This is a genomic window from Pseudomonas sp. FBCC-B545, assembly GCF_059134095.1.
This window is the reverse complement of sequence record NZ_CP101441.1, coordinates 2,563,346-2,576,421: the sequence shown is the minus strand read 5'-3', so window position 1 is coordinate 2,576,421 and position 13,076 is coordinate 2,563,346. Positions and strand designations below refer to the sequence as shown.

Below are 13,076 nucleotides of genomic sequence, written 5' to 3'. Positions count from 1 at the left end.
TGGCGGCCTCAGCGATTGGCGTCGGAGTGGGTCATGGCGGTGTAGAACAGCCAGGACACCAACAGGATGATCAGGAAGTACACCAGGGAAAACGCCGCCGCCGGGCCCAGGTCGAATTGGCCTACGGCCATCTGGGTCAGCGTCTGACTGAGGAAAGTGGTGGCGTTACCCGGCCCGCCGCCAGTGAGGACGAAGGGCTCGGTGTAGATCATGAAACTGTCCATGAAGCGCAGCATCACCGCGATCAGCAACACGCTTTTCATCTTGGGCAGTTGGATATGCCGGAACACCGCCCAGGCGGACGCCCGATCAATACGCGCAGCCTGGTAGTACACATCCGGAATGGCACGCAGCCCCGAATAACACAGCAGCGCCACCAGTGAGGTCCAGTGCCACACGTCCATCACCAGCACGGTGACCCAGGCGTCCATGGTATTGGCCGCATAGTTATAGCTGATGCCCATGGCGTTGAGGGTCGAACCCAGCAGGCCGATGTCGGCACGCCCGAAAATCTGCCAGATGGTGCCGACCACGTTCCACGGAATCAGCAGCGGAATGGCGAGAATGATCAGCACCAGCGATGACCAACGGCCCTTGGTTGGCATGGTCAGGGCGATGGCGATGCCCAGGGGGATTTCAATCAGCAGCACGCAGGCCGAATAGATGAACTGGCGCAGCAGCGAGTCGTGCAGGCGCGGATCAAGCAGCACCTGCTTGTACCAGTCAGCCCCGACGAAATAGCGGCTGGACTGGTCGAAAATGTCCTGCACCGAGTAGTTGACCACGGTCATCATCGGGATCACCGCACTGAACGCCACCAGCAGGAACACCGGCAACACCAGCCACCAGGCCTTGTTGTTCTGCACCTTGTTCATGGCGCCACCTCCAGCAGGTAATCGTCGGCGTAGAGCATCAGCCATTGCGCGGGGAAGCTGATCGACGCCCTGCCCTCCGGCACTGGCTTGTCTTCGGCCAGGCGCACTTTCAGCGGCGCGCCGTCGAGGTTGAGGGTCATGATCTTGTAGGTGCCGAGGTCTTCCACGTGCACGATCTCGGTTTGCAGGGCGTCAGGGTTGTACTCGTCCCATACGTGGATAAATTCCGGGCGGATGCCCACTTGGAGCTTTTGGTAGTCGGTGGCGCTGATACGTTGTTGCAACGCCTCGGACAACGGCAGCAGCGTGTCGGCAAAGCCCACGCCGCCGGGCTTGGCCTGCACCTCAATCAGATTCATCCCGGGGCTGCCGATGAAATAGCCGACAAAGGTATGGCTCGGGCGCTCGAACAATTCACGCGGGGTGCCGAACTGCACGATCTGCCCGCCGTACATCACCGCGATCTTGTCGGCAAAGGTGGAGGCTTCCAGTTGATCATGGGTGACGTAGACCATGGTGATATTGAACTGCTCATGAATCTGCTTGAGCTTGCGCCGCAGCTTCCATTTCAGGTGCGGGTCGATCACGGTCAACGGCTCGTCGAACAGGATCGCCGAGACGTCATCGCGGACCAGGCCACGGCCCATGGAGACTTTCTGTTTTTCGTCGGCGGTGAGGTTGCGGGCTTTTTTGCTCAGCAGGTTTTGCAGGTCGAGGACTTCGGCAATTTCCTGCACCTTGCTGTGGATTTTCGCCTCAGCCATGCCCTGGTTTCGCAGCGGGAAGGCCAGGTTATCGAACACCGTCATGGTGTCGTACACCACCGGGAACTGGAACACCTGGGCGATATTGCGTTTCTCCGGGGTCAGGTCGTTGACCACCTGGGTGTCGAACAGCACCTGGCCCTCGGAGGGGCTGAGCAGGCCGGAGATGATATTGAGCAACGTGGACTTGCCGCAGCCCGACGGCCCGAGCAAGGCGTAGGCGCCGCCCTGCTCCCATACGTGGTTCATTTCCCGGATAGCGTAGTCCTCTGGCCCCGCTGGCGTAGGGCTGTAGCTATGGGCTAGGTTACGCAAATGGATCTCGGCCATCAGGCAACCCTCGCGATACGGCGCCCTGGGGCCTGGACCAAACGGCCCTGGCCATCGAACACAAACAGTTTATGGGTGGGGATATACACGCGGATCGGCGCGTCGACGTCGTACTCGTGCACCCCCGGCAGGTGCAGCACCAGCAGGAAATGCTCGCTGCGTACATGCAGGAAGGTTTCCGAGCCGCTGATCTCGGCGACTTCCACGGTCACCGCCAGCTCCAGGTCATCGTCATTACTCGGCACCAGGCTGATGTGGCTGGGGCGCACGCCAAAGCGAAATTCGCCTTCGCCGATGGGACGCAGGTCGACGTTGAGCGGGAAATGCACGAAGTTGGCAAAACTGACTTCGTTGCCGCTGATGCGCCCGGGCATCAGGTTGATCGGCGGCTCGGAGAACAGCTCGGCGGCAAGCACGGTCTGCGGCTGGTGATAGACCTCGGCCGCCTTGCCGCTCTGGATCACGCGGCCCTCGTGAAGAATGGTGGTGGTGCCACCCAGGGCCAGGGCCTCGTTGGGTTCGGTGGTGGCATAGATGGCGATGGTATGACGTGCCTTGAACAGCTCGCGCATTTCCTGACGCAGCTCTTCGCGCAGTTTGTAGTCCAGGTTGACCAGCGGCTCATCGAACAGAATCAGTTCTGCGTCCTTGACCAAGGCGCGGGCCATGGCGGTGCGTTGCTGCTGACCGCCGGACAGTTCCAGCGGATGACGCTGCAGGAATTTCTCGATGCGCAGCATCCTGGCGGTTTCCAGCACCTTGCTCTGGATCAGCTCGTTGGACACACCGGCCTGGCGCAACGGCGAGGCGATGTTTTCGAATACGGTCATGGTCGGGTAGTTGATGAACTGCTGGTAGACCATCGACACATTTCGCAGGCGCACCGGTTTTTGCGTGACGTCCACGCCGTTCATCAGGATGCGGCCGCTGTCGGGCTTGTCCAGGCCGGCCATCAGGCGCATCAGGCTGGTCTTGCCGGACAGCGTGCGACCGAGCAAGACGTTGAACGAACCGGCTTCGAAACGCAGGTTGGCGTCGTCGATCCAGGTTTGGCCGTCGACAACGCGGGAGACATGTTCCAGGGTCAATGACATGACACGACCTTTTTATTATTGGAATGAATCTGGCCAGTCGTCAGAGCGAGTTTCGTGCCAAAACTGCAAGCGCTTGATGCGTAAGGAAATGGGTTAATGGGGATGTTCAGGAGTGAACAAAGTGGCTGAACAACTGAACACTTTCGGGGTTGACAATGAACAGTTCTGAACAACACTCTCATGACCAACACAGGGTAAAAATGTGGGAGGGGGCTTGCTCCCGATAGCGGTGTATCAGTCAGCATCTTTTCACTGACACACCGCTATCGGGAGCAAGCCCCCTCCCACACTTGAACTCATTTCAATGGTTGAATGTGCACATCCAATAACAATAAAAATGAAGGTCGCACCATGGCCGAACCACTGGCTCACGACACCCTTATCCAGGATTCCTGGCGCCGTTGCCGCGCCTTTGGCCTGGATCACCAGAGCGCTCCCAGCTTTGACCAACTCCCCGCCGAAGGCATTCGCCAACTGTTGGAGAGCCAGCATTCACTGGTGCAGACCACCCACCAGGAAGTGCTGCCCTACTACGAGAACATCCTCAGCAATTCCAACTGCCTGATCATGCTGGCCGACAACCAGGGCCAGGTGCTGACCTCGTGGGGCACCCAGCGCTTTATCGAGCCCAAGCTGGCCCGTGGTTTCAGCCCTGGCGCCAGCTGGAAGGAGCGTTCCAGCGGCACCAATGCCATTGGCACCGCGCTGGCCTGCGCCCAAGCCGTGCATATCGAACACGATGAACACTTTCTCAAGGCCAACCGCTTCATGACCGGCTCGGCCGCCCCCATTTTCGATGCCCAGCGCGAAATCATCGCGGTGCTGGATGTGTCCAGCGACAGCTACCTGCCGCCCTCCCACACCCTGGGCATGGTCAAGATGATGAGTCAGACCGTGGAAAACCGGCTGATCCTCAACCTGTTCCGCGGCGAACATTTCCAACTGACGTTCAATACCGGCTTGAGCAACCTCGACAGCCAGTGGGCCGGCCTGTTGATCTTCGATGAAAGCGGTCAGGTGCTGTCGGCCAACCGGCGTGCGGACAACCTGCTGGGTATCAGCCTGTCGCGGGTGATGATCGATCGTTTGTTCAAGGTCTCGCTGCTGGAGCTGCTCAACCAGCCGGAGGGCTTGCCGTTCTCGCTGCAGGCCGCGGGACGCAATCGGTTCCAGTGCCTGTTGAAGCGGCCCACGCAGATGCCGGTGCAAGCGCGGGTGTTCAATGAACCGACGCCGCCGCCAACCCCGACCTCGATCAACCTCAAGACCCTGCATTTTGGCGATGCACGGGTGGAAAAAGCCGTGCGCCAGGCCGAGCGCCTGTTGGAAAAGGACATTCCGTTGTTGATCCACGGCGAGACCGGCGTGGGCAAAGAGGTGTTCGTCAAGGCCCTGCATCAGGCCAGTTCCCGCAGCCGCCAGGCGTTTATCGCGGTGAACTGTGCGGCGATTCCCGCTGAGTTGGTGGAATCGGAACTGTTCGGCTATGAAAAAGGCGCCTTCACCGGCGCCAATCAGAAAGGCAGCATCGGCCTGATCCGCAAAGCGGACAAGGGCACGCTGTTCCTCGATGAGATTGGCGATATGCCATTGCCGACCCAGGCCCGGCTGTTGCGGGTGTTGCAAGAGCGCTGCGTGCAACCGGTGGGCAGCAGCGAGGTGTTCCCGGTGGACTTGCGCATTATCTCGGCGACCAACCGGGCCCTGCGTGAGCTGGTGCAGGCCGGGCGTTTTCGTGAGGACTTGTACTACCGCATCGGCGGCCTGACCCTGGAGTTGCCGCCGTTGCGCGAGCGTACCGACAAGCAGGCGTTGTTTCAGCAACTGTGGCAGCAACACCGCGAGCCGACCCAGTGGGCCGGGCTGAGTGCCGAGGTGCTGGGGTTGTTCGAGCAACATCCGTGGCCGGGGAATTTGCGCCAGGTGAGCAGCGTGTTACAGGTGGCACTGGCAATGGCCGAAGAGCAGCCGATCCGTGCGGAGCATCTGCCCGATGATTTTTTTGTCGATCTAAAAGAGGCGGCGCCGCTGTCTACACGTGAGCGCCTGGATGACAACCTGGATCTGAGCCAACGCCTTGAGGCCGTGGGCGGAAATATTTCCCACCTGGCGCGGGAACTGGGGGTAAGCCGCAACACCCTGTACAAACGCCTGCGCCAGCACGAAGGCTGATTTAACGCCAACTCCAAGACACACCGGTGTAAACACCACGTCCATCGGCAGGGGTAGAGCGTGCTGCGTCCATGCCCTTGTCGTCGTAACCCGGCGTAACGGTATTGGCATAACGACGGTTGGTGAGGTTGCGCAAGTCGACCCAGGCTTGCCAGTCCTGTTTGGGTGCGTCGTAGCCGAAGGTGGCACCGAAGGTAGTGTAGGCCGCGGCATAGTAGGAATTGGCGTAGTCCACAGCAACCCGTGAAGCATGCTCGGTGTTGAGGCTGGTGTAGAAACCCGTCGGGTGGCTGTAGCGCACCTGCGCCTGGTAGTAGTGCTTGGGGATGCCGGGCAGGGTGTTGTCACCGAAACGCTCATCGTCGCGGTAGTGGAAATCGCTGAAGGTGTAGGCCTGGCGCAGGTCGAGCTTGCCGCTGCGGCCGCCGTCCCATAACGGGCTGAGCAGGCCCAGTTCCACACCCTGGTGCACGGTGGGGCTGGCGTTGGATTCGGCGATAACGGCATTGCTGGTGGAGGTCTGGGCCTGGGTTTCCACGGAGAGCAGTTCGTGGCGTACTTCGGAGCGGTAGAGGGCCAGGTCCCACTGGCCGAGCCAGGCTTCGCCGCGCCCGCCGACTTCCAGGGTGGTGGCGGTCTGGTTCTTCAGGCTGACGCCTTCGCGTGCCAGCCCATTCGCGGGTCCGGTGCTGAAGTACTTGTTGGAACCCCAGATCATCGACCAGGCATGGGGCGGCTCCACCGAGCGGCTCAGGTTGGTGTACAGCTGCAATTGCGGGGTGAAGTCGTAACGCAGGCCGATGCGCGGTGCGTAGTCCCAGTCATGCTGACTGAGCGGGGCCTGGCCCTCGGGGTAAGTCACCTGGGTTTCGCGGCGGGTGTAGATCGCGGCGAGGCCGGTGGTGAGCCATAGGTCGGGGACCAGCTCCAGGTCGTTGCCGATGTGCAGCACGGTGTCTGACCCCAGGTAGCTGTAGTCGCGGGTCTTGGTGCCGGGGGCGTAGCTGGCGGTATTGCCAGTGGGGGTGCGTACGTACTCGGAGGCGCCATTGTTGGGCATCGCCTGGGTGGTACGCAGGCCGACGGTGGTTCTGCTGGCATGGCCGAACAGGCTGTCCTGGCGGATGTAGTTGAGGGTGCCGCTGATATCGGTGTAGGCGACTTTCAGGCGGTTGCTGCCTTCGCGCAGGTCCATGGGGTAGTCATGATAGGCCAGCCCGACCTCGACCCTTGATGCGTCGTCCAGTTGCAAGGTGGTCTTGTTGGCGATCCAGGTAGAGCCCGGTTGCAGGCGTTTGGAATCGCGAGCGGCATTCACGCTGTTGGCGGCACGTGGGTCATGGCTGACCTGGTAGCGCGTGAGCTTGCCGGGGGAATCGTTGGTAGTTTCGCGGTAGCGCAGGTAGAAACGCGTTTCCAGGTCCGGGTTGAAGCGGTAGCCAAAGTTGGCGGCAATGCCCTTGCCGGTGCCGGCGCTCTGGTGCTGGTAGCCGTCGGACTCTGAATCGGTAAGGCTGATGTAGTAGTCGGCATCCCCCAGCACCTGGCCGGAACTGACCTCGCGCTGGGCGTAGCCGCGACTGCCGACCTCGTAGCGCATTTGCAGCTTGGGCGCGTCGTAGCCGGTGTGGGTGACGTAATTGACCGAACCGCCCAAGGCCAATGCGCCCTGATCGAACCCATTGGCGCCCCGCAGCACTTCCACCCGGCTTTGCCACAGCGGGTCCTTGAGCTCATAGGGCGTGCCGCCGGGGCCAGTCAGCGGCAGGCCGTCGAACATCTCATACAGGCCGGAGCCATGGGCACCCGGGCTGCGGTTCAAGCCCGAGCCGCGAATGGATAACTTCACCCCTTCGTTATTCGCCGCCTTGGCGTACACCCCGGCCTGGTACTTGAACACATCTTCGTTAGTGCTGACACGCCCCTGTTGCACGCTGCTCATATCGATGTAGTTGGTGCCGCCGGGCACGCTGTTGAGCTGCGCCTGGGCGATTTCGCCAGCGCTGGCCTCAGTGGTGGTGACTTCGACCGGCGCCAATTGCAGGCCTTCGGCCTGTACCAGCGAGCTGAGAGTCAGGGCGGCAAAAAGGAACGGGGGTTGACGCAGCAACATTGGCGCGGGTCCTTGGAATTCAGGAGCGTGGCAGGCCGGGCCCACCACGCGAACAGTGATGGGAAGGCAGGCACGCCCGCCAAGTCACGCCTTATTGACGGACCAGGCGGCGTTCAAAACAGTATCGAACCTGATTTAGCCGTCCGGCGCCGCCAAAGCCCGCATCAGATCATCGGCCTCCGATCCTGCCGGGAAGCGGAAACCGCACATTTGCTCCGTGGCCAGAATCTCACCCAGTGCATCGCGCAACTGGGCCTCCGTGGGCGAGTCACGCAGCAGCTTGTGGGCCGGCAACAGCAACTCGGCAGAGACGCCCTGGACAGTCGCCGCATCGATCACGGCGAAGAGGATAAACCGCAAACGTATTTCGCGATCCGTGGGCCAAACCGTTTTTCGTTTACCCAAGGTAGGGCCTCGTGTTTAAGAAAAATCCGAGGCTATTGCCCGCAGGGACGCGTTTCAAGCAGCAGGAGGCAAGATAGGCCGCTTCCTACAGTGGAAAGGGAAACACCGCACCGTTTGAGCTATTTATGCGCGTTGTCGCGTCTCACTGGACCGGCAGAAAATTCATCAGCAACAGGCTTTGTGCGTAATTGAGGCCGATGCGGCGGTAACGCTCATCGAGGATTTCGGTGAGCAAGTCGAGGCGCGCGACGATCTTGCCGAACTCGACAGCGAAACTGAGGTTGCTGCCCTCTTCCGATATCTCATTGGAAAACAGCAGCAATACACCGTTGGCATCCTGGCGTTGGCTGAGCAGCCAGGTGGCCTTTTCGATATTGCGTGCGGCATTGCTGACGAACTGCGGGTTGATCGAGTCAGTCACATAAAACTGCGTGCGCCCGCCGTGGGCGGTCACGAGCATGCTGCCGATCGCGTAGATAAACGCACCGACCCGGTCGCCACGAAAGTCGGGACTCAACGAATAACTCAGCGCGGCCAAATCACGCCGGTCTCCCAGTGCGGGCAAGGGTTGACGGTTTTCGATGGCCTGGCGGATTTCCCGCGCAGCGCTCACCGCATCCGGGTAACCCGACTGGCGCCACTGGTTGGGGTTACGCAGATAGAGCTTGCTCATCAGCAAGTAGAGGCTTTGCAGGTTGTCGCGCATGCCCAGGGTCGCCATGCGGTCGACGCTGGTCTGGAAGAACTCATCGGGCTTGCCGCTGCTGAACTGCCTGGCGATATCGCGGCCTTGTTGCTGGCTGCAGCCCACTGCGCAGAGCGCGAATACCACAGCCAACAACAGCGGCCATAGCGAGGTAAAAACAGTTGACGTTCGATCCATCGGCACCGGGTCTGATTCTGTGGGCTACCCGCGGGAGTCGGGTGGCCGGGACAGGGATAGATCAGCAGAATGGAAAAAAGTGCAGCCGCACGGGTCAGATAAGCATAGGACTACAGGCGCTGATCTGACCCGGCACTGGATGAACGGGTGCGTTAAAGCAGTATCGTGGCAAGCATGCCCAAGGCGCCCAGGCAAAACCCGACCAGCGCGCCGCGCCCTGGCGCTTCATGAAACAGCGACCACACCACCACTGGCTCAAGCAGCAACAAGGACGTGACCGAGACCACGGTGACAATCCAGATGTCACCCACCGCCCTGTACCCCAGCCAATAGGCGCCCAGCAGGCAAAACCCGGCAAAACACATCACCACGACGGGCAGCACAAACGCTCCCCAGGAGCCGCCACCGGTGTGGGCCAGCCTGGCGGTTACCACCTCGCTGTAGATTGCACAAAACTCCCCGATCACCATCAACCCTAAAGCAAAAACTCCGAGTAGTTCTTTGGACATATCAAAAATTCCTTCGTATTCAGCGCGATATTTTTCAGCTCCCAGCCAGTGATGCTGGCGTCCAGGGAGGCATTGCCTTCATACGAAGTGCGTTTGAAAAGGCCTGAATTATCGAAGTACTTGTCCATGCTCGTATCCTTCAAAGGGGGTTGAGGCTCAGCGGCCCGATGCCGGGCGCGTGCTGATCATAGAGGCATCGTGATGTCATTCACAAATAGGGAATGCCGATACGTGTTTGCGCAGCTTTTGGCGCCTTGCTGACGGCAATGGCCTGCCACACAGCCACTGCCCATGCTAACCAAGCGCCGTGTCCAGAAACATCATCACCGCAAAGCCCAACATCAACCCCAATGTGGCAGATGTCTGGTGCCCATTGCGGTGGGTTTCTGGAATGACTTCGTGAGACACGACAAAAATCATCGCCCCTGCGGCAAGTCCTAATGCGATGGGATAACCCAAGGCAAATCCACTTGAAATCCCCAGGCCGACCACAGCGCCCAGCGGCTCCATCAGTCCGGAGCCGATGGCAACAAGCGCGGCGCGCAATGCCGAAATGCCGGTCACGCGCAGCGCCAGTGCCACTGCCAGGCCCTCAGGAATATCCTGGATGGCGATAGCGGTTGTCAGGGGCATGCCAACGGTCAGGTCTCCATGGGCAAAGCTGACACCAATGGCCATGCCCTCGGGCAGGTTATGCAGCGTGATCGCAAGAACAAACAACCAGACACGGTTGAAGCGCTCGGTCTGTGGACCTTGGCGTCCAATCTCGGCATGTTCGTGAGGTACGAAGCGGTCAAGTCCGACCATCAGCGCAACGCCAAGGGCAAGCCCCAACACGACGACGCCCGCGGCCAACAGCTGATTGCCACTGATGGCTTGAGCAGCGTCAATGCCTGGCAGGATCAATGAGAAGGAACTCGCTGCAAGCATCATCCCGGCGGCGAACCCCAGCATCACATCCTGGGTCTTCGCGCCGATATCACGCAAAAGTATTGCAGCGATGGCACCGGCTGCCGTCGCGACAAAACCACTCGCGCCCCCCAATACGGCGTAGCGAAGGTGGTTTTTATCGGCATCTACAATCGCGCTATACCCGCAAACGAGCAGCAGGACAGTGACCGTCGCAAGAACCGTCCAGAATAACCTTCCTGACCAGCCCAACTGCGCAGCACGCTGGACCCAGCCGTTCTTCAAGCCTTCAGGCGCCGTGGTCAATTCCGACATCAGCCGCCCCGCTTGATTGAACCGCGCCGCGCAGGACGTTTCATCAACGCCAGTTGCTGGGCAATACGCCCAGCATCACGCTCGAACGAAGCGGCTGCCGAGCGGAATAGAGCGTCCAATGCTGTAACTGAAGTCGAAGCCATATTCACGTGATCACGACTCATGGGAATCTCCTGATTATAATTTTTCAGCTTGGGCCGCACGCCACTACGGGCGTGCGGCAATGGTTGCTCAAACATTCATGTCAGGTTGGCCGCCCGAGCCGAGATCAGCACCGGTAATCGGGTCTGAATCCGGGTCCGACATCGTCCTGGCTTGCATGTCCATTAGCAGCGCTTCATCATCGGCATCCAGGTTAACGCTCGCAGAACCGTCCCCTCCATCGACAGCCGGCCCTGGCTGCTCGACGAACTCCCAATCGTCCCCCTGGTTCCAGGGCCCGCGCGTGCTCTCAGCGCCCTGGGACATATTGAAGTAAACGTTGGTGAACTCCGGCATACCCGGAAGTTTCCCTTGAGGAAAGTTTGGTTGAATGGCATGCAACGCTTTTTCAAACGAGAGTTGATGGGCAATCTCGCGGGTCATCAAGAACCCCAACGCCTCCTTGACACCGGGGTCGTCCGTAACATTCATCAAGCGTTCATAAACAATCTTGGCGCGCGCTTCTGCGGCGATATTGGAGCGGAAGTCGGCCGTCGGCTCACCGATGGTGTCGACGTACGCGGCTGACCAAGGCACCCCAGCGGAGTTGGTCAACGGCGCCCCGGCGCCATAGAGCAGGCTGGTGATATGCGAATCGTTGCCCGCGCCGTTAATCGCCCGGTACAGCTCGCCCTCCTCTTCCACACCTTCGGCCACTCGGCCCTTTGCGCCCTTGTTGAGCATCACGATGATGGAGCCGACGATTTCAAGATGGCTCAGTTCCTCCGTGGCAATATCCATCAACAAGTCTTTACGCCCAGGGTCATCCTCGGCCAAGGCCTGGGTAAAGTATCGGGATGCCGCGGCGAGCTCGCCATTGGCGCCGCCAAACTGTTCGAGCAGCAGGTTGGCAAGCCCCGGATTGGGTTCTGCAACACGTACCGTGTATTGAAGTCGCTTGTTATGTAAAAACATGACAAATCTCCTCAGGCTGGAAGACGAAACTCAATCGGCAAGACGTCGACTGCGTCCTCTCAGTTATCTGAAGTGGCCCGTCGGGCAAAATTTCAAATAGATTTGGCGGTGGGTGACAAGCGGTCGAAGAGCCGATGTAGAAACCCAGGCAGGAAGATCTGCTGCACGCTGATCCGGTACGGTGGGGGTGGCGTCCCCACTGGGCCAAAGACCGCGCCGCAGCAGTCAACACCCGGGTTATCTGCCGTGCACGGCCCAGCGCGATATAAATGCTTTAATGCACGCGATACCCAGATAGCAAAGGAAAATGCGCGATGAACAAATACCTGCTGTGTTCGCTGTTGGCACTGGTCGCGGGGTGCAGCACGGGGCCCTACCTGCATCCGGAATCGTCGGTGGGCCAGAATGCCCTGCTCTCACGAACCTGCCCGGGTGCACACGCCGCAATCAGTTTTACGCCACTGTCCGAGGAGCTCAACTGGGTTCGCGTGCTGGTGTATGTGGCCCCGCCGGGGACACTCAGTTGGCCGGGTAAGGTGAGGGCTACCGACACAGAACTTCGCCTGTTCGGTCGCCTGTATAAACCGCATCTGGGCAACGCCGCCACATCGCTTTGGGTGAGTGCGGCCTCGCCTGACGTAACCGTGAAACTGGCTTCGGGGCAGACCTATCAGGTCAGTATTGAGCAGTTGAAAACTGGGTTCGACCCCAAGCAAATATCCACGTCCTCGATTAAAGGCACAGCTTTGGGTAAAGGCGACATGGACGACTTCACGCTGACCTTTCCGGATATCTTCGTCAACGGTGAAAAAGTCCCCATGGCGCCGATTCACTTCAAAAAGCGCGAAGAGCGTTATGCGCCGGTGTTCAACTGCTGAATCGAATCGGTCGGTGCTTATGAAACCGAATTACCTTGGACAAAAGCCAGCTTGACTCCGAGCCCTACAAAAGCGGCGGCAAAACTCCTGCGCATCCACTTGAGTATGTCTGGATTCGCCAGAATGCGGCCGCGAACACCCGCGGCAAATACTCCGTAGCCGATGAACACCATGAATGTCATTGCCATGAAGATGAACGAGAGTTGCAGCATGAGCAGAGTGGGTTGCTCGACGTTTTGGCCAATGAATTGTGGCAGGAAGGCAAAGAAGAAGATCGACAGCTTGGGGTTAAGCAGATTCACCAGGATGGCATGCCGGATCACCCCCCAATCGGATTGGGCGCAGCTATCGGCATCCAGTTGTAATGGACCGTCGGCCTTGAGCGTCATCCATGCCATATAAAGCAGGTAGGCGACTCCAGCGTATTTGAGCGCTTCAAAAGCAGCGGTGCTGGTATGTAGAAGAGCAGCCAGGCCCGTAATCGCTGCGAGCATGTGGGGCAAAATGCCCAGCGTACAACCCAGGGCCGCGATGACCGCCGCCCGGGGTCCCCGCGACAAGCCAGCGGCCAAAGTGACCAGCGCACCAGTCCCAGGTGAAGCAATGATGATCAGGGACGTAAGAAGAAACTCGGTATTCATGGCACCAGCGCCTTTGTGAGGGATATGGAGGGATATTCAGCCTCGATCCTCACTCACAGTGGTCTATGCGTC

At 59.7% G+C, this 13,076-nt stretch carries 14 protein-coding genes and 1 pseudogene; 3 read left to right on the top strand and 12 right to left on the bottom strand.

Annotated features, from left to right (window positions below):
- Positions 1 to 8 precede the first annotated feature (8 nt).
- Genes NMB39_RS12015 through NMB39_RS12005 form a run of 3 tightly spaced genes read right to left on the bottom strand, consistent with a single transcriptional unit; the run spans position 9 to position 3,063 of the window.
- On the bottom strand, positions 9 to 875 hold the full coding sequence (locus NMB39_RS12015) for a carbohydrate ABC transporter permease (protein WP_005789024.1): 867 nt from the start codon (positions 873 to 875) through the stop codon (positions 9 to 11).
- Positions 872 to 1,969 (bottom strand): ABC transporter ATP-binding protein, encoded by a 1,098-nt coding sequence (locus NMB39_RS12010; RefSeq protein ID WP_494339192.1) that lies wholly within the window; start codon positions 1,967 to 1,969, stop codon positions 872 to 874. The genes NMB39_RS12015 and NMB39_RS12010 overlap by 4 nt, the downstream gene beginning before the upstream one ends.
- A complete protein-coding gene (locus tag NMB39_RS12005) occupies positions 1,969 to 3,063 on the bottom strand; it encodes an ABC transporter ATP-binding protein (RefSeq protein ID WP_043046713.1) in 1,095 nt (364 codons plus the stop codon). The genes NMB39_RS12010 and NMB39_RS12005 overlap by 1 nt, the downstream gene beginning before the upstream one ends.
- Positions 3,064 to 3,414: 351 nt before the next feature.
- Here NMB39_RS12005 and NMB39_RS12000 point away from each other — a divergent pair, with 351 nt between their 5' ends.
- A complete protein-coding gene (locus tag NMB39_RS12000) occupies positions 3,415 to 5,235 on the top strand; it encodes a sigma-54-dependent Fis family transcriptional regulator (protein ID WP_494339193.1) in 1,821 nt (606 codons plus the stop codon).
- 1 nt (position 5,236) lies between these two features.
- Here the strand turns inward: NMB39_RS12000 and NMB39_RS11995 are convergent, their stop codons facing one another.
- The 8 genes from NMB39_RS11995 to NMB39_RS11960 form a co-directional block, all read right to left on the bottom strand.
- A complete protein-coding gene (locus tag NMB39_RS11995; RefSeq protein WP_494339194.1) occupies positions 5,237 to 7,348 on the bottom strand; it encodes a TonB-dependent receptor family protein in 2,112 nt (703 codons plus the stop codon).
- A gap of 135 nt (positions 7,349 to 7,483) precedes the next feature.
- Positions 7,484 to 7,753, bottom strand: coding sequence for a hypothetical protein (locus NMB39_RS11990; protein WP_124356155.1), 270 nt, complete (start codon positions 7,751 to 7,753; stop codon positions 7,484 to 7,486).
- 142 nt (positions 7,754 to 7,895) lie between these two features.
- Positions 7,896 to 8,636 (bottom strand): hypothetical protein, encoded by a 741-nt coding sequence (locus NMB39_RS11985; RefSeq protein ID WP_057025577.1) that lies wholly within the window; start codon positions 8,634 to 8,636, stop codon positions 7,896 to 7,898.
- Positions 8,637 to 8,788: 152 nt separating this feature from the next.
- Positions 8,789 to 9,106, bottom strand: coding sequence for a hypothetical protein (locus NMB39_RS11980; RefSeq protein ID WP_046068601.1), 318 nt, complete (start codon positions 9,104 to 9,106; stop codon positions 8,789 to 8,791).
- A gap of 5 nt (positions 9,107 to 9,111) precedes the next feature.
- Positions 9,112 to 9,273 carry a hypothetical protein gene (locus tag NMB39_RS11975; protein WP_164484442.1) on the bottom strand — a complete coding sequence of 54 codons (162 nt, stop codon included), beginning with the start codon at positions 9,271 to 9,273 and terminating at the stop codon, positions 9,112 to 9,114.
- A gap of 166 nt (positions 9,274 to 9,439) precedes the next feature.
- Positions 9,440 to 10,369 (bottom strand): ZIP family metal transporter, encoded by a 930-nt coding sequence (locus NMB39_RS11970; RefSeq protein WP_057025576.1) that lies wholly within the window; start codon positions 10,367 to 10,369, stop codon positions 9,440 to 9,442.
- Positions 10,369 to 10,533 (bottom strand): hypothetical protein, encoded by a 165-nt coding sequence (locus tag NMB39_RS11965; protein WP_156422425.1) that lies wholly within the window; start codon positions 10,531 to 10,533, stop codon positions 10,369 to 10,371. Before NMB39_RS11965 ends, NMB39_RS11970 begins: the two co-directional genes overlap by 1 nt.
- Positions 10,534 to 10,600: 67 nt before the next feature.
- Complete coding sequence (locus NMB39_RS11960; protein WP_494339195.1) at positions 10,601 to 11,485, bottom strand: manganese catalase family protein; 885 nt, start codon at positions 11,483 to 11,485, stop codon at positions 10,601 to 10,603.
- 149 nt (positions 11,486 to 11,634) lie between these two features.
- Here NMB39_RS11960 and NMB39_RS11955 point away from each other — a divergent pair.
- Positions 11,635 to 11,724 (top strand): annotated as a pseudogene (locus NMB39_RS11955) (DUF159 family protein); the annotation flags it as partial.
- A 75-nt stretch (positions 11,725 to 11,799) separates the two neighbouring features.
- Positions 11,800 to 12,363: a hypothetical protein gene (locus NMB39_RS11950; protein ID WP_367236814.1), complete on the top strand. Its 564-nt coding sequence runs from the start codon at positions 11,800 to 11,802 to the stop codon at positions 12,361 to 12,363.
- 17 nt (positions 12,364 to 12,380) lie between these two features.
- On the opposite strand, the gene NMB39_RS11945 is transcribed toward NMB39_RS11950, so the two are convergent.
- Positions 12,381 to 13,004, bottom strand: a complete 624-nt coding sequence (locus NMB39_RS11945; RefSeq protein ID WP_057025573.1) for a LysE family translocator — start codon at positions 13,002 to 13,004, stop codon at positions 12,381 to 12,383.
- Between the last annotated feature and the right edge of the window lie 72 nt (positions 13,005 to 13,076).

Excerpts from the sequence above, each read along its gene's own strand:
- NMB39_RS11995 (WP_494339194.1), bottom strand. The coding sequence starts at position 7,348 with ATGTTGCTGCGTCAACCCCCGTTCCTTTTTGCCGCCCTGACTCTCAGC.
- NMB39_RS11980 (WP_046068601.1), bottom strand. The coding sequence starts at position 9,106 with ATGGTGATCGGGGAGTTTTGTGCAATCTACAGCGAGGTGGTAACCGCC.
- NMB39_RS11965 (WP_156422425.1), bottom strand. The coding sequence starts at position 10,533 with ATGAGTCGTGATCACGTGAATATGGCTTCGACTTCAGTTACAGCATTG.
- NMB39_RS11975 (WP_164484442.1), bottom strand. The coding sequence starts at position 9,273 with ATGGACAAGTACTTCGATAATTCAGGCCTTTTCAAACGCACTTCGTAT.
- NMB39_RS11970 (WP_057025576.1), bottom strand. The coding sequence starts at position 10,369 with ATGTCGGAATTGACCACGGCGCCTGAAGGCTTGAAGAACGGCTGGGTC.
- NMB39_RS12010 (WP_494339192.1), bottom strand. The coding sequence starts at position 1,969 with ATGGCCGAGATCCATTTGCGTAACCTAGCCCATAGCTACAGCCCTACG.
- NMB39_RS12000 (WP_494339193.1), top strand. The coding sequence starts at position 3,415 with ATGGCCGAACCACTGGCTCACGACACCCTTATCCAGGATTCCTGGCGC.
- NMB39_RS11960 (WP_494339195.1), bottom strand. The coding sequence starts at position 11,485 with ATGTTTTTACATAACAAGCGACTTCAATACACGGTACGTGTTGCAGAA.
- NMB39_RS12015 (WP_005789024.1), bottom strand. The coding sequence starts at position 875 with ATGAACAAGGTGCAGAACAACAAGGCCTGGTGGCTGGTGTTGCCGGTG.
- NMB39_RS11985 (WP_057025577.1), bottom strand. The coding sequence starts at position 8,636 with ATGGATCGAACGTCAACTGTTTTTACCTCGCTATGGCCGCTGTTGTTG.
- NMB39_RS12005 (WP_043046713.1), bottom strand. The coding sequence starts at position 3,063 with ATGTCATTGACCCTGGAACATGTCTCCCGCGTTGTCGACGGCCAAACC.
- NMB39_RS11945 (WP_057025573.1), bottom strand. The coding sequence starts at position 13,004 with ATGAATACCGAGTTTCTTCTTACGTCCCTGATCATCATTGCTTCACCT.
- NMB39_RS11950 (WP_367236814.1), top strand. The coding sequence starts at position 11,800 with ATGAACAAATACCTGCTGTGTTCGCTGTTGGCACTGGTCGCGGGGTGC.